This window comes from Paludibacterium purpuratum, assembly GCF_004363805.1.
GTDB lineage: Bacteria > Pseudomonadota > Gammaproteobacteria > Burkholderiales > Chromobacteriaceae > Paludibacterium > Paludibacterium purpuratum.
Map to the genome: position 1 here is coordinate 1 of NZ_SNZP01000007.1, position 15,916 is coordinate 15,916.

The following is a 15,916-nucleotide window of genomic DNA, read 5'->3' on the forward strand; positions in this document are numbered from 1 at the left end:
CTATTGGCGCTTTCGGCGGCTTCCGCCACTTGGCGCGAGAAGGACGACGCTTCGCTGGCGCTGGCGGAGATCGAGCTGACGGTTTCGGCAAGCGTACGGCTGGCGGCCGAGATCTGCTCGGCGTTGCTTTGCTGGGCGCGTGCGCGCTCTTCCAGCATCTGCGACAACTTGGCCAACTGCGGTGCTTGCTGCGACAGGCGGATCGCCGTGCCGGCGATTTTGATCAAGGCGCTGTGAAAACGGGATAGCAACCCTTTGATCAATTGCGCCACCCAGCCAAGGCTGCCGCGATCATCCAGGTTAACGGTCAAATCGACCCCGTCTCGGGTGGCTTCCGACAACGGTTTGAGGAACTGGGTCAGTTTACGAGCTGAGACGAACATGTACTTCACTCCTGGCCGTTCTTGCGCGGCCTGAAAAAAGCCTTCTGTGCCTGAAAAAGTAAAATAGGCCGCCTCTCAAGACGGCGGCCGATCAAGTACGCGCAAGATTGCATACTCATATGCCATATTGTCAACCGCGGTTTCCAATATGAATAAGGTAGGGTGATCCGGTCATGCGGTTGCGTCGTCAAAAAACGTGGCGCGGATCCGCCCGATCAATTCGCTGCTGAGCTTGACGTCCGTAAATATATTACCTAGGCGTGGCGGAATTACATTAGCAAACAATGAATTGTTTGGTTTGGATCAACCGGCGCAGGTGGAAATGGCCATCCGCGGTTTGAAATGGCGTTGTGTGGCCGGGCGCGTTCGTTCGCGCAGAGCGGAGAAGGGGCTGCCAGGCACTGGGTCCTGACAGCTCGACAGAAATGGTGGCGTGCCGGTTATCGTATCGGCTGCTTTTCGCGTTCGCCCAATACGGCCTCGGCCGCGCCGGACAGTTCCGAGGCGCTGTGCGCCAACTGCTGGCTAGCTCTGAGTACACGGTCAATCTGGGCGAGCTGTTGTTTGAGTATGCCGGTATCTAGTTGTCCTTCGGCAATGGCGCGCACCATGATCGCATTCTCTTCGGTGATGTCCTCCAGCCTGATGCCAAGTTGATAGCGTACCCGCAGCAGTTCCATCACCGGCTTCGGGATGCGGCGATCTTGTTCGTAGCGCGAGCCCCCGGATTGGGTCACGCCCACGGCTGACCAGAACTCTTGCTGATTCAGATCGAGTCGACGACGCATCTCGCGCGGATCGAAGTCTACCTCTTTGCTAAGCATAATATATTCCTCTCTAAGTATTTAAATATAGATAACTAATTGTTTAATTTTGGTCGAGCAGACCCCGGCTGCGAAACCTCCATTTTTTTGAAGACCGGGAATCGATGTGCCTATGCCGTGGCAGATGGCACCGGGCTAGGGGCTAGCGTGTTAGCGCCACGCTGTCACATTGAGGCAGCAACTGCGCAAAAGTTCAGTGTCATCAGCAAGGAGCATGTCATGGTGATCTAAGATATTTCGGCATAAAGGCACAGATTTTTCTGCTGTGGTTCACGCTACTTACATGAGGAATTGTACCTAGGGCATGAAGAAAGGGAATGCAACGACAAGCAATTTAAGATAAGTCTTACGTTGCTGCTTGAATAATTAAATTTTCATATCCAACTGTGCGGGCATTGTGCCATATGGCGTGATGGCAGTGCCTGCTTATGTCAATTGAGTTATTGATGGGCTTTGAACGGGTGACGGAAATTTATGCTAAAATTCTCGGAATAATTACCATATATCTCGGTGATATTCCTTTATCTTGAATCGATCCATCGGCTGGTCGTCGCGAGTGTGTCAGCCGGCCGATCCGAGTGGGCGTCGAGTGCGAAATGACACATATCCTCAAACATAGCAAGGCCTTGTTGACCCGCGTGCGGCGTATTACCGGCCAGACGCAAGCGTTGGAGGCCGCGCTGCTGGAACAAACCGATTGCAATTTGGTTCTGCAGCAATTGGCGGCGATTCGCGGGGCCATCAACGGTTTGATGGCGGAAGTATTGGACAGCTATATGCGCGAGCATTTGGCGGCGCCCGACGTGAGCCACGAATCGCGCGAGCAGGGAATGGAACAGTTGTCCCGTGTGCTGCATTCCTATCTGAAGTGAGACCTTCGGTGCGGGGTGCGTTCGCGAAGCAACGCACCAACCCGTTTCCCTCCCCACACTTCCCCTAGTAAGCCACGAAGCCGTTGGGCCGGCAGAAGCTCAACAGCGTGATGCCCGCCTCGCGTGCCAGGCGAATGGCCAAGCTCGTCGGCGCCGAAATCGTGGCGATCAGCGCGACATCGCGACGTGCGGCCTTGCGCACCAGCTCGTAGCTGGCGCGGCTGGTCAGGAACACCAGGCCGTTATCCGTCGACACCGCTTCGCGCGCCATCCAGCCCAGCAATTTGTCGAGCGCGTTGTGCCGGCCGACATCCTCGAATACCCGAATAATCTCCCCGCTCGGCGTGCACCAAGCCGCGCCGTGCGCACAGCCGGTGGCCCGCATCAACGGTTGCTGTGCCGGCAGATCCGCCAAGATGCGGGCGACGATGGCTTCGTCGACAGCCGGCGCTGCGTGCGCGATCGGCGTCGGCGACAAATCCAACAGCTCGATACTCTCGATGCCGCAGACGCCGCAGCCGGTTCGGCCGGCCAGCGCGCGCCGCTGCGCCTTGAGTGCCACGAAGTCGCCTTGGGCGATCTCCATCTGAACCTCGACGCTGTCGTCATGCCGGATCACTTCGATGTCGCGCACGGCGCCGCATTGTTCGACGATGCCCTCCGACAGCGCGAAACCCAGGGCGAAATATTCCAGATCGGCCGGCGTGGCCATCATCACGGCATGCGAAATGCCGTTGAAAACCAGCGCGACCGGGCACTCCTCGGCCACGGCATCGGTGACGTCGTGCATTTCGCCCTGGCGGTGGCGACGAACCGGTAGCGCGAGGCTGCCGGCTGGCAGGGAATCGGACATGAACGGCAATCCTTCGGAGAAAGCTTGGGTAAGCAGTGTACGGCTAACCGCCGGTCTGCGACATGAAACGGATGATCTTTTCCGGTGCGGCGATAAAGTCGTGGCTGTGCGGTTTGAGTTCGATGGCTGCGCGGATGGCGGCATCCAGCCCGGCGTCGTCGACGCCGGCACGCAATAGCGGGCGTAGTTCGTAACGCTCTTCCTGCCCCAGGCAGAGGTACAGCGTGCCGTCGACCGACAGGCGGACCCGGTTGCAGGTGGCGCAGAAGTGCTGCGAAATCGGCGTGATGAACCCGACACGGCCGCGGCCGTCGGCGCTTTCCCAATAACGCGCCGGCCCGCCGCCCAATTCGACTGACGACGGTACCAGGCCAAAGCGTTTCACCAGCCGTTGGCGTACCTCGTCAAGCGGTAGATAGGCGGTGTTTCGGCCGGCCTCGCCAATCGGCATGGCCTCGATCAAGCGCAGAATGAAGTCGTGTTCGAAGCAAAATGCCGCCATGCGCTCGATTTCGTGCTCATTGATGCCGCGCATGGCCACCATATTGATCTTGATCGGCGTCAGGCCCGCCGCTTTGCCCGCCATGATGCCTGCCATTGCCGCATCCAGGCTGTCGCGGCCCGACACCGCGCGCACGCAGGCGCGATCGAGCGAATCCAGGCTGACGTTGATGCGCGCCAGACCGGCTGCCTTCAACGATTGGGCATGCTTGGCCAGCTGCGTGGCATTGGTCGAGAGCGATAGGTCGCGAATGCCGGGCAGGCTGGATAGCCGGCCGACCAGACCGACCAGGTTGTTACGCAGCAGCGGCTCGCCGCCTGTCAGGCGGATACGGCCCGCGCCCATGCGGGAGAAGGCGGCGACCACCCGCTCGATCTCATCGAAGGTGAGCCAGGTGTCCGGTTCGGCATAGCCATCGAATTCGCGCGGCCGGCAATAGCTGCATCGAAGATCGCAGCGGTCGGTCAAGGATAGGCGCAGATAGTCGATACGGCGGCCGAATCGATCCTGCAAGGGGGCGACGTGGTTCATGATCTACTCGATACGGTACTCGGGGCCGAGGTTCGTAGGGCGGGTCGCCTTCGGCGAACCCACCACCCTACGGCGCTTCCTGCTTAGTTGAGCGCGGCCCGGCGCATGTCGGCCTTCATTTTGCTGTAGCTCTCGCGCACATGGTTTTCCGCCCACGACTGATCGGCGATGGCTTCGATCTTGACGGCGCTGAACTTGTACTCCGGCGTCTTCGAGATCGGATCCAGGTGCTCGGCGGTCAGTTCGTTGCAGGCGCCGATCCACCATTGGTAGGTCATGTACACCGCCCCGGCGTTGACGCGCGGATTGATGTTGGCGCGCGTGATCACCTTGCCGCGGCGCGATGCCACCCAAACCAGTGCCTGATCCTGCACGCCAAAGCGTGCGGCGTCGTCCGGGTGGATCTGCACATAGCCCGGCTCGTCGGCCAGCGTTTGCAGCGCGCTGCAGTTGCCGGTCATCGAACGACAGGAGTAGTGGCCGACTTCACGTACCGTGCACAAGCCCAGCGGGTAATCGGCATCGACCTGTTCCCGCGGCGCGCGCCACTCGGCGGCGAACAAGAGCGCCTTGCCGCTTGGCGTGTCGAAGCGGTTGCCTTCGTACAGCCAGGGCGTGCCGGGGTGATCCTCGGTCGGGCATGGCCACTGCACATAGCCCAGATCGGCCATCTTTTCATAAGTGGCGCCGGTGTACAGATGGCACAGGCCGCGCAATTCGTCCCAAATCTGCTGGGCGTTGTCGTAGTGCATCGGATAGCCCATGGCGGTCGCCATCAGGCTGTGGATCTGCCAGTCGTCCTTGACGTCGCCCGGGGCGTCCACGGCTTTGTAGCAACGCTGGAAGCCGCGGTCGGCGCTGGAGAACACGTTCTCGTGCTCGCCCCACGACGTGGCCGGCAAAATGACGTCGGCCATCATCGCCGTCTTGGTCATGAAAATGTCCTGGACGATGATCAGATCGAGCTTGGCGAACGCCTTGCGCATCACGCCCAGATCCGGCTCGGTTTGCAGCGGGTCTTCGCCGAAGATGTAGTAAGCCTTGATCTTGCCTTCTTCGATCAGGTGCGGCACTTCGGTCAGGCTATGGCCCGTTTCGGCCGGCAGGCTCGGCACGCCCCAGGCGCGGGCGAAGCGCTCGCGCGCGGCGGCGTCGGTCACGCTGTAATAGCCGGGCAGGGTGTTGGGTAGCGCGCCCATGTCGCAAGCGCCCTGCACATTGTTCTGGCCGCGTACCGGGCCGACGCCGACATTGGGCCGGCCTAGGTTGCCGGTGAGTGTGGCCAGGCTCGACAAGCCCTTGACCACATCCACCGCTTGGCCCCACTGCGTGACGCCCATGCCCCACAAAATGGTGGCGGTCGCCGATTGGGCGTACATCCGTATCGCCTTCCTCACCAGTTCGGGATCCAGTCCGGTGATTTCGGCGGTGTACTCTGGCGTGTATTTGGCCACCAGGGCTTGGTATTCCTCGAAGCCTTCGGCGAATTGCTCGACGAACGCCTGCCGATACAGTTTCTCGTTGATCAGCACATTGGCGAAGGCGTTGACCAGCGCCATGTTGGAGCCGTTCTTCAGCGGCAGATACAGGTCGGCGATACGCGCGGTTTCAATGAAGCGCGGGTCGCAGACGATGATCTTGGCGCCTTTTTCCTTCGCCTTCAAAATGCGGCGGGCGACGATCGGATGCGAATCGGCGGCGTTGTAGCCGAATACCAGGATGCAGTCGGTGTCTTCGATTTCGCAGATCGAGTTGCTCATCGCGCCGTTGCCGAGCGTGACTTGCAGCCCGGCCACCGACGGGCCGTGGCAGACGCGCGCGCAGCAGTCGATGTTGTTGGTGCCGATCGCCGCGCGGGCGAATTTTTGCGCGACGTAGTTGGATTCGTTGCCGGTGCCGCGCGACGAGCCGGTCATCATGATCGAGTCCGGGCCGTGTTGCGCTTTGATCGTCTTCAGGCGCGAGCTGGCGAATGCGATGGCTTCGTCCCACGACACGGCTTCGAACTGGCCGCCGCGGCTGCGACGGATCATCGGTTGCTTCAGGCGCGGCGTCAGCAGCTTGGTATCGTTGAGAAAATCCCAGCCGTAGTAGCCCTTCAGGCACAGTTCGCCTTCATTGGTCACGCCGTTGGCGGCTTCGGCGCCGACTACCTTGCCGTTCTCGACCAGCAGGTTCAGTTTGCAGCCCGAGCCGCAATACGGACAAACGGTAATTACCTTCTTCATGTTGCACTTCCTTCAGCGGGAAATTGAATGCGTTCAAAGCGGCAGTTGGGGCAGGTCGAGCGCGGCCTGCTCGCGGCGTTGCTTCATCACCGAGGCCATGCGCTGCTGGTCGACCAGATGCAGGCACTTGGTCGGGCAGGACGAGATGCAGGCCGGGCCGGCCGGGCGGTCGATGCACAGGTCGCACTTGAGCGCCATGGCCTTGGTCGCGCGGCTCTTGAGTACGCCGCCACTCGCTACCGGCACGGTCGTGACTTCCATCGCGCCGTAGGGGCAGGCGACCATGCAGGTCTTGCAGCCGACGCAGCGTTCCTGCAGCACCTGAATACTATCGGCATGGCGCACGATGGCGCCGCTCGGACAGGCGTTGGCGCACGGCGCGTCGTCGCAGTGCCGGCACAGCACCGGGGTGCTGATGCGCGCACCCTTGATGACCTTGAGCCGAGGTCTGAAATTTTCAGGCGACAGCATTTCCGTGCCGTCGCCTAGCGGATGCGCCAGCGCGCACGCGACCTCGCAAGTTCGGCAACCGATGCAATTCTGGGGTTCGGCAATGATGAACCGGTTCATGTTTCCGCCTCCTTAGAGCGTCTCTTAGGCACCGCACTTTAACCAAGATAAATACGCGAATGCCTATTCATTGCATATGTTGTGCCAGCTCGGCCGATAGCGGGGTTTTGCGCGTCCAGTGTTTGCGTCAGCGCAAGTCGCCAACGCGTCTAGGGTGGGTAGTGCCTTGATTTGATGGAGAATATCGATGGCATGCCGTGGGTGGCACGCGGGCATGACGCTGGGCGGCTTGCCGGGTGTCGGATGTGACGAGCTTGCTGCATGGCAGGAGTGGCTCGTCAAAAGTGTCGAAGTGTCGACACGAAATCGAACGATATCGAGATATTCGAAGATGATAATATAGATGCGTTAGGAGATTGTTATGCATGAGCTGATGCTGGCCGAGAGCGTGGTGCGTCTGGTCGAAAGCACCGCCCGCCAAGCCGGTGCGGAACGGGTCACCCGTGTGCGTTTGGCGCTGGGGGCCTTGGCGCACGTCGATCCGGACGCGTTGCTATATTGTTGTGAGTTGGTGGCGCGCGACGGCCCGGCAGCCGGGGCGGTGTACGAGGTCGAACGTCCACCGGCCGTGGCCTGGTGCGCGAATTGCTTGACTGAGGTGACGCCGCCGGCCGTCGGGGCGCCTTGCCCCGGATGCGGCGGTTTTCAGCTCGACATTCGCGCCGGCGAGGAAATGCGCGTCATTGATATCGCCGTCGCTTGACCAAAGAAGGGAAGGATCGGGTATGTGTACCACCTGCGGTTGCGGTCACGGCAACGTCATGATCAATGGCCGGGCAGCGCGCGCCGCCGGCCACGCCGGTAACGGCCCACGCGCCGGTTACCGGGCTGTCGCGCCGCTGGATGCGGTGCATGCGCCCGATGTCGAAGCCGAACGCACCTTGCGCATCGAGCAAGACATCCTGGCGGACAACGATCGGCGCGCGGCAAAGATCCGGGCGCAACTGGATGCCCTGGGCATCTTCGCGCTGAACCTGGTTTCCAGCCCCGGTTCGGGCAAGACCAGTTTATTGGTGGAAACCTTGCGCCGTTGGCATGGACAGAGCCCGGTCGCGGTGATCGAGGGCGATCAGCAAACCGCCAACGACGCCGAGCGCATTCGCGCCAGCGGCGCGCCCGCGGTACAAATCAATACCGGCAAAGGCTGCCATCTCGACGCGCGCATGGTGGCGCAGGCGCTTGATCAGTTGCAACGCGATGGCGCGTTGGTCGAAAAAAGCCTGCTGATGATCGAAAACGTCGGCAACCTCGTGTGTCCGGCGGCTTTCGACCTGGGCGAGGCGCACAAAGTGGCGATCCTGTCGGTGACCGAGGGCGAGGACAAGCCGCTGAAATATCCCGACATGTTCCGTGCCGCCGATTTAATGATTCTGAGCAAGACCGATCTGCTGCCGTATCTCGATTTCGATGCCGAGGCCGCCATCGCCATGGCGCGCCAAGTGCGGCCCGGCTTGCCGGTGATCCGCCTGTCGACCCGCTCGGGCGAAGGCTGGGACGAATGGCTCGGCTGGCTTGCCGACGGACTGGCGCGGGCCGCCCCATGACCGTCGAGCGGCAGCGCCTGGTGGTGCGGGGCATCGTGCAGGGCGTCGGTTTTCGGCCTTTCGTGTTCCGCTTGGCCTGCGAGCTTGGTCTGACCGGCTGGGTGCGCAACGATGCCCAGGGGGTGACCATCGAGGCCCAAGGCGATCCAGCGCTGCTCGACACGCTGCCGACGCGCTTGCGCGACGGCAAACCGCCGCTCGCGCGTATCGACGCCATCGAGGTGACGCCGCTCGCGCCGCAGCCCGAAAGCGAATTCGCCATCCGTCTCAACCATGGCGGCGGTACGGTCGATAGCGCCGCCATCGGCCCGGATACCGCGATCTGTCCGGCCTGTCTGGCCGAGTTGTTCGAACCGACCGATCGCCGCTATCGCTACGCCTTCATCAATTGCACCGATTGCGGCCCGCGCTACACCCTGGTGCGCCACTTGCCCTACGACCGCGCGGCGACCAGCATGGCATCGTTCCCCCAGTGCCCGCGTTGCCAAGCCGAATACGACGATCCGCGCGCCCGCCGCTTCCACGCCGAACCGAATGCTTGCCCGACTTGCGGGCCGAGCTTGTCGCTGACCGATCTTGCCGGCACGAGCTTGCCCGGCGATCCGATCGCCGAAACGCTGGCTTTGCTGCGGCAAGGGCAGATCGTGGCCATCAAGGGACTCGGCGGTTTTCATCTGGCCTGCGACGCGCAGAATCCGGCGGCGGTGGCGCGGCTCAGGGCGCGCAAGGCACGCGAAGCCAAGCCGCTGGCGCTGATGGTGGCCAACCCGGCATCGCTCGATGCCTGGGTCGAATGGCAGCCGGGCGATGCGGCGCTGCTCACGCAGGCGGCGCGACCGATCGTGTTGTTGCGCAAGGGTCCGGCGGCCGACCGTGCGCTGCCTGACATCGCGCCCGGGCTCGCCTGGCTTGGCGCCATGCTGCCCTATACCCCCTTGCACTATTTGCTGTTTCACGAGGCCGCCGGCAGACCGGCGGGGCTCGACTGGTTGCAGCAGCCACAATCTCTGGCGCTGATCATGACCAGCGCCAACCCGCATGGCGAACCGCTGGTGATCGACAACGAAGCGGCGCTGTCGCAATTGGCCGGCCTGGCCGATGCCATTCTGATGCACGACCGCGCCATCGTCATTCGCTGCGACGATAGCGTGCTGCGCCAGGAGGAGGGTCGGGCGCAGTTCTTGCGCCGGGCGCGCGGCTATACTCCCCTGGGTATCCCCTTGGCGCGGATGGGGCCGGCGGTGTTGGCCATGGGCGGCTTCTACAAGAACGCGCTGTGCATTGTCCGGCGCGACCAGGCCTATCTGTCCCAGCACATCGGCGACCTCGATCGCGTGGCGGTTTGCCTGGCGCAGGAGGCCGCCGTCGGCCATTGGTTGCATCTATTGCAGCTGACGCCGCAGGCGGTGGCGCACGATCTGCACCCCGATTTTCACGGTAGCCGGCTGGCGCTACGCTTGGCGGAGGAATGGCAGGTGCCGGCCATCGCCGTACAGCACCATCACGCTCACATCGCCGCCGTGCTCGCCGAGCATGGCGTGGATCGTCCTGTGCTCGGGCTGGCGCTCGACGGCGTCGGGCTCGGCGATGACGGTCAGGCCTGGGGCGGGGAGCTGCTCCGTGTCGATGGGGCGCAATACCAGCGATTGGGCCACCTGCGCCCGATCGGCTTGCCCGGCGGCGACCGCGCCGCTCGCGAACCCTGGCGCATGGGGGCCGCCGCGCTGGCGCTCTTGGGGCGCGGCGACGAAATCGCCCAGCGGTTCGCCACCGAGCCCACGGCGCCGCAACTGGCGCAGATGCTGGCGCGCGGCGTGCCGAACACCACCAGCATGGGGCGCTGGTTCGATGCCGCCGCCGGCCTGCTGGGTATTCAGCCGCGTATGCAATTCGAGGGGCAGGCGGCCATGTTGCTGGAGGGGCTGGCCGAGCGGCATGGCCCGATAGCGGTCGACAATGCGCTTTATCGGGTGGGGGCCGAGCTGGACTTGCTGCCGCTCGTGGCCCGTCTGGCCGACGAGACGGATGCCCAGCGCGGCGCGGCGTTGTTTCATGCCGTGCTGATCGAGGCGTTGGCGGATTGGGTGCTGGACGCCGCCCGCAGCCAGGGGCTCGGCATCGTGGTCTGCGGCGGTGGTTGTTGGCTCAATGCCGTGCTCAGCCGTGGCATGCGCCAGGCGCTGAAGGCGCGCGGCTTGCAGATGCTGTCGGCGCGTGCCGTGCCGCCGGGTGACGGCGGCTTGGCCCTTGGGCAGGCCTGGGTGGCGCGCCATGTCTATGCGGCGCGATAAGCGATGATCGCGACGGTTCGTTAGCCCCCTCCCGGCGTCGGCACCTGTGGGAACCGATACTGGCGCCGTATGATCCAAGCTGCTTCTTGTTCTTTCGTCCGGGTATCGAGTGTATGTCCCCCAAGAATTCAGCCGCCGATGAAGGGACGCCGCCGCCGGTGACCACCGTCAGCGTTCCGGAGATATCCTCCCGTTCCTTTTCTGTCGTCGGCATCGGGGCCTCGGCCGGTGGACTGGAAGCTTTCGAGCAATTTTTCCAGCACATCCGAGCGGACAGCGGCATGGCTTTCGTCCTGGTGCCCCATCTCGACCCCGACCACGCCAGCATCCTGGGCGACATCCTGCAACGGATTACACCGATCCCGGTGATCGAAGCCTCGGATCAAATCAAAATTGCCCCGAACAAGGTCTACATTATCCCGCCCAATTACGGCATGACCCTTTTCAACGGCAGGCTGCAACTGCACGAACAGGATCTGCCGCGAGGCCAGCGCATGCCGATCGATGTCTTCCTGCGCTCGCTGGCCGACGATTGTGGCGACCGTGCCATCGGCATCGTTCTCTCCGGCACCGGCACCGACGGCACGCAAGGTCTGCGAGCCATTCTCGGTGGCGGTGGCATTACGCTGGTGCAGCAGCCGGATACCGCCAAATTCGACGGCATGCCAATCAGTGCCATTCGTGCGGGCTACGCGACATGGGTTCTGCCGGTCGCGCAGATGACCGAAGTTCTGCAGGGCGACACGCGGCTGCTCGCGTCCCCGTCGGAAATGCCGTCGCTGCCGAGCCGGTTGAGCAGCATCAACCGTATCTTGTTGAAATTGCGTCAGATTACCGGTCATGATTTTTCGCAGTACAAGAAGAGCACGATCGGGCGTCGGATCGAGCGACGCATGTCGCAGAACAACATCGGCGACATCGATTTGTATGCGCAGTATCTGAAGGGACATCCGGCCGAACAGCAGGCGCTGTTCAAGGAGCTGCTGGTCAATGTCACCAAGTTCTTCCGTGACGACGAAGCGTTTGCTTTGTTGAAGAGCGACATTCTGCCGCTACTTTGCGTCGGCAAGCCCGAAGATTACGTTTTTCGCGCCTGGGTGGCGGGTTGCGCCACCGGCGAGGAAGCGTTTTCGATTGCCATGTTGCTACGCGAATACATGGACGACACCCTGAGCGAATTCAAGGTGTTGCTCTATGCCACCGACATCGACGAGGATGTCATCAATATCGCGCGGGCTGGCTTCTATCCGCCCAACATCGCCCAGGATGTGTCTCCCGAACGGTTGCGCCGCTTCTTCAGCAAGGCTGATGGCGGCTATCGGATGAAAAAGGATATCCGCGAAATGGTGGTGTTTGCGGTGCAGAACGTCATCAAGGATCCTCCTTTCACCAAGCTCGATCTGCTCAGTTGTCGCAACCTGATGATCTACATGGAACCGGAGCTGCAGTCGCAAGTGATTCCGTTTTTCCACTACGCGCTGAAGCCGGGCGGCGTGCTGTTTCTATCTCCCTCGGAAAGTGTCGGCAACCATCCCCAGTTGTTCGCGACCCATAACCGCAAGTGGAAGTTCTACCGCGCCATCGACCTGCACCCGTCGCCTCGGCTGGCCATGTCGCACGACCTGGCGTGGCTCGGCGGCGATAACCATGCGGGATCCGAAGCGATCGTCAAGAAACCCAAGAGAACCGACTTCGCCATCTTGGCCCAGCGCACGCTGCTGCACTTCTTTGTGCCGGCATCGGTGATTACCGACCGCAAGGGCAATATTCTCTATGTCCATGGCGATACCGGCCGCTATCTGCGTCCGGCCCCCGGCCCGGCGTCACTCAATGTCGTCGATATGGCTCGCGACGGGCTGTCGCTTGAACTGCGTTCTGCGATCCAGTCGGCCGGCACCGGCAGCGCGGCGGTCGGCCGGGATGTCACGGTCATGACCAATGGCGGCCTCCTGCGCGTCAGCCTCAGCGTCCGGCCGCTGGCCAATTTGGCAAATGGCGGCCTACTGCTGGTCAGTTTTCTGGACGTTGAATCGCCACCCGCGAAGAAATCCGTGCGTAGCCGGAAAGCGACCGGCCCTGCCGAACTGCAGCGGATCGATGAACTGGAGCGTAATCTGGCCGACACCAAGGAAAACCTGCAGGCTACGATCGAGGCGCAGCAGGCCTCCAACGAAGAATTGAAATCAGCCAATGAAGAAATGCAGTCGACCAACGAGGAGCTGCAATCCACCAACGAAGAGTTGGAAACTTCGAAGGAAGAGTTGCAGTCGGTCAATGAAGAACTGATCACGGTCAATGCCGAATTGCAGGCCAAGATCGAGCAACTGGCCGGCATGCAGAACGATATGAAAAACCTGCTCGACAATATCAGCGTCGGCACGGTCTTCCTCGATTCGGCGCTGCTGATCCGGCGTTTCACCCGCGAGGCACAGGATATTTACCGCTTGGTCGCCTCCGACGTCGGTCGCCCGTTGATCGACATTAAATCCGATATCGATAGCGAACTGGTGCTGGCCGATGCCCGAACCGTCCTCGCCACGCTGATCCCCAGCGAACGCGAGTTGCGCACGGAGGCCGGCGTGTTCTACCTGCTGCGCACCAAGCCCTACCGCACGCTGGACAATGTCATCGATGGTGTCGTACTGACGTTCACCGACATCAGCCAGCGCATCGCGGACGAAATCGAGGTCCGCAAGGCCCGCGATCTGGCCGAGGGCATCGTCGATACCATCCGCGAGCCGTTGCTCGTCCTCGATGCCAAGTTCCATGTGGTGACCGCCAGTCGTTCGTTCTACGATCATTTCGAGGTTACGCTGCAGCAGACGGTCGGCCGGTTGATCTACGACCTGGGAAACCGTCAGTGGAACATCCCGGCGCTATCCGAGTTGCTGGAAACCGTGCTGCCGCGCGATCGCAGTTTCGAGGGCTATATCGTCGACCACGATTTCCCGACCATCGGGCATCGCCGGATAGAGCTCAACGGTCGCCGAATCGTCGGCCCGGCCGGGGAGACGGAGCTGATTCTGCTGTCCATGAATGACATTACCGGGTTGGATGAAAATGAGTGACTCTCCAAACGAACGGTGGCTCAGGGCGCAGGCCGAGGCCGTGCTGGGCGGCGGCCAGTCGCCGACCGGGAGCGAGGCGCGCACGGACGACGAACTGCTGCACGAATTGCAGGTGCACCAGATCGAACTGGAAATGCAGAACGAAACGTTGCGCCAGACGCAGATCGCCCTCGAACAATCGCGCGACCTCTACGTCGACCTCTATGAACTCGCGCCGGTCGGCTATATCTCGCTCAACGCCAGCGGCGCGATCACCCGGATCAACCTGACGGGAACGGCGCTGTTTGGCCGCAGCCGCAAAAACATGCTGCAGCGGTGCTTCAGCACTTATGTTCCGGGTGACGAGCAGGATCGCTGGCTGCGGCACTTCATGCGACTGATCCTCTCCGGTGGCCATAGCCGTCTGGCGCTGACCATCAAACGCGCCGACGGCACGGTCTTCGCCGCGCAACTCGACTGTACCTGCGAAAAAAAGCTGAGCGTAGATGCTCGCTCTTCGCCGGACGCCGACGAAGCCTGCTTGTGTATCGCCTTGAGCGACATTAGCGCGACCAAGGCGATCGAACGGGAGCTGCGGCAGACCAAGGCCGGGCTGGAGCAACTGGTGACGGCTCGCACCGCCGAGCTGGCCGACGCCAAACTCAAGGCGGAACAGGCCAACCTGGCGAAATCGGCCTTCCTGGCCAACATGAGTCATGAGATACGCACGCCGTTGAATGCCATCATCGGCCTCTGCCACCTGCTGTGCCGCGATCTCGTTGAACCGGAAAGGCGCCAGCGCCTGGAGCAACTCGTCGCCAGTTCGGAACATCTGCGGGACATCGTCAACGATGTTCTCGACTTAGCCAGGATCGAAGCCCATGGCCACGTCCTCGAGCCCGGCGACTTTTGTCTCGACACGCTGCTGCTCAAGATTGAACGCATGGTCGGCGGTCTGGCGCAGGAAAAGGGATTGACCCTGACCATGGCGGCGCCTCCGCCTGTGCGCGCCCTGTGGCTGCACGGCGATGCCTTGCGCCTGGCGCAGGTGCTGATCAACCTGTGCGGCAATGCGGTAAAATTCACTTCCCAAGGCTCGGTGCGCTTGGGAGTCGAATGTCTGACGGAAACCCCCGATCACGTCGTCCTGGCCATTGCCGTCAACGACACAGGTATCGGAATCGCCCCCGAGGCTTTGTCACGACTGTTCCAGCCTTTTTCGCAGATCGACACCCCTCCGGCGCGCGAATATGGCGGCACGGGTCTCGGCTTGGTCATCAGCCAGCACCTGGTCAACCTGATGGGCGGCACGATCGCGGTTGAAAGCCAGCCCGGCGTCGGAAGCTGCTTCCACTTTCGGCTCACCGTGCCGCATGCCACGGTCGAAGCGCCTCACACCGGATTGCTTGTGGCTGCCCCGACGGCGACGAATTTCCACGGGCGCTGCGTGCTGTTTGCCGAAGACCATCCGCTCAGCCAGGAGATCCTGTTCGAGATGCTTAAAAATTTGGGCTGCGACGTGGATGTCGCCTCGGACGGCGAAGACGCGGTCGAATACGCCAGGAAACGTGGCTATGACCTGATTCTGCTCGACATGCAGATGCCTAAATTGAACGGTCTGGCTGCCGCGCGGCTCATCCGCGAAATGCCCACGCACCACAAGACACCGATGATCGCGCTGACTGCCAACGCCTTCTCCGATGACCGGCGCCATTGTCTGGAAGCGGGCATGAACGATCATCTCCCGAAGCCCGTGACCCCCGCCGTTCTCGCAGCCACGCTCGCGCGCTGGATGCCCGGTGCCGCCGTTCCCCCGTCGAGTCCGGAGAGCTAGCGTACGTGCGCGTAGTAACGTACGATTTTGACCGCGCATTGCCTGCGACGAATGCATGCCACATTAACTTTCTCCGTCAGGGAGAGTGCCATGGTGTTGATCGTGCTCATGGCCATGATTTCCCTGGCATGGTTTGCTAGGCTGCAGGGCGTGAAATGGGCGTCCGGTCAAGTGTGAGGAAGTGTTATGTGTCTAGCTATACCCGCTCGGGTGGTCGAACTGTTGGAGGGCGACCGCGCGCGCATCGAACTGGGTGGCGTGCATAAGGTCGTATCGATCGACTTGGTGGACTCGGTCGCGATCGGCGACTATCTGATCGTGCACGTCGGCTACGCCATCGGCAAATTGGATCCGCAAGAGGCGGCACAAACCCTGGCGCTGTTGGCCGAGATGGGCAAGGATGCCGATCCCGCCAATCCCGCCGCCTACCGGTGAGC

The 15,916-nt window shown here is 62.0% G+C and carries 13 protein-coding genes; 7 read left to right on the forward strand and 6 right to left on the reverse strand.

The features are described from left to right. Positions 1 to 383: methyl-accepting chemotaxis protein (locus tag DFP86_RS09455; protein WP_133680535.1), on the reverse strand; the 383-nt coding region annotated here is incomplete at its 3' end. 440 nt (positions 384 to 823) lie between these two features. Then, positions 824 to 1,207 carry a helix-turn-helix domain-containing protein gene (locus DFP86_RS19600; protein WP_243729357.1) on the reverse strand — a complete coding sequence of 128 codons (384 nt, stop codon included), beginning with the start codon at positions 1,205 to 1,207 and terminating at the stop codon, positions 824 to 826. A gap of 596 nt (positions 1,208 to 1,803) precedes the next feature. On the opposite strand from DFP86_RS19600, the gene DFP86_RS09465 reads away from it, so the two are divergent. Beyond that, positions 1,804 to 2,079 carry a metal/formaldehyde-sensitive transcriptional repressor gene (locus tag DFP86_RS09465; RefSeq protein WP_133680537.1) on the forward strand — a complete coding sequence of 92 codons (276 nt, stop codon included), beginning with the start codon at positions 1,804 to 1,806 and terminating at the stop codon, positions 2,077 to 2,079. Between the two features lie 64 nt (positions 2,080 to 2,143). Here the strand turns inward: DFP86_RS09465 and fdhD are convergent, their stop codons facing one another. From fdhD to DFP86_RS09485, 4 genes are all read right to left on the reverse strand, one after another. Further along, on the reverse strand, positions 2,144 to 2,932 hold the full coding sequence (fdhD, locus tag DFP86_RS09470) for a formate dehydrogenase accessory sulfurtransferase FdhD (protein WP_133680539.1): 789 nt from the start codon (positions 2,930 to 2,932) through the stop codon (positions 2,144 to 2,146). Positions 2,933 to 2,975: 43 nt separating this feature from the next. Then, on the reverse strand, positions 2,976 to 3,965 hold the full coding sequence (gene moaA / locus DFP86_RS09475) for a GTP 3',8-cyclase MoaA (protein WP_133680541.1): 990 nt from the start codon (positions 3,963 to 3,965) through the stop codon (positions 2,976 to 2,978). An 83-nt stretch (positions 3,966 to 4,048) separates the two neighbouring features. Beyond that, a complete protein-coding gene (fdhF, locus tag DFP86_RS09480) occupies positions 4,049 to 6,193 on the reverse strand; it encodes a formate dehydrogenase subunit alpha (RefSeq protein WP_133680543.1) in 2,145 nt (714 codons plus the stop codon). Between the two features lie 33 nt (positions 6,194 to 6,226). Continuing rightward, the gene (locus tag DFP86_RS09485; protein ID WP_133680545.1) at positions 6,227 to 6,763 is read right to left on the reverse strand and encodes a 4Fe-4S dicluster domain-containing protein; all 537 of its coding nucleotides are present in this window, start codon (positions 6,761 to 6,763) and stop codon (positions 6,227 to 6,229) included. A 361-nt stretch (positions 6,764 to 7,124) separates the two neighbouring features. On the opposite strand from DFP86_RS09485, the gene DFP86_RS09490 reads away from it, so the two are divergent. From DFP86_RS09490 to DFP86_RS09515, 6 genes are all read left to right on the forward strand, one after another. Then, positions 7,125 to 7,466 carry a hydrogenase maturation nickel metallochaperone HypA/HybF gene (locus DFP86_RS09490; protein WP_133680547.1) on the forward strand — a complete coding sequence of 114 codons (342 nt, stop codon included), beginning with the start codon at positions 7,125 to 7,127 and terminating at the stop codon, positions 7,464 to 7,466. A gap of 22 nt (positions 7,467 to 7,488) precedes the next feature. After that, the gene (gene hypB / locus DFP86_RS09495; protein ID WP_133680549.1) at positions 7,489 to 8,307 is read left to right on the forward strand and encodes a hydrogenase nickel incorporation protein HypB; all 819 of its coding nucleotides are present in this window, start codon (positions 7,489 to 7,491) and stop codon (positions 8,305 to 8,307) included. Continuing rightward, entirely contained in the window at positions 8,262 to 10,598 is a 2,337-nt protein-coding gene (gene hypF, locus DFP86_RS09500; RefSeq protein WP_243729358.1) for a carbamoyltransferase HypF, read from the forward strand. The genes hypB and hypF overlap by 46 nt, the downstream gene beginning before the upstream one ends. A 113-nt stretch (positions 10,599 to 10,711) precedes the next feature. Further along, positions 10,712 to 13,666 (forward strand): chemotaxis protein CheB, encoded by a 2,955-nt coding sequence (locus DFP86_RS09505; protein WP_133680553.1) that lies wholly within the window; start codon positions 10,712 to 10,714, stop codon positions 13,664 to 13,666. Further along, positions 13,653 to 15,479: a PAS domain-containing hybrid sensor histidine kinase/response regulator gene (locus tag DFP86_RS09510; RefSeq protein ID WP_208108288.1), complete on the forward strand. Its 1,827-nt coding sequence runs from the start codon at positions 13,653 to 13,655 to the stop codon at positions 15,477 to 15,479. The genes DFP86_RS09505 and DFP86_RS09510 overlap by 14 nt, the downstream gene beginning before the upstream one ends. A gap of 186 nt (positions 15,480 to 15,665) precedes the next feature. Next, positions 15,666 to 15,914 (forward strand): HypC/HybG/HupF family hydrogenase formation chaperone, encoded by a 249-nt coding sequence (locus tag DFP86_RS09515; RefSeq protein WP_133680557.1) that lies wholly within the window; start codon positions 15,666 to 15,668, stop codon positions 15,912 to 15,914. Positions 15,915 to 15,916 lie beyond the last annotated feature (2 nt).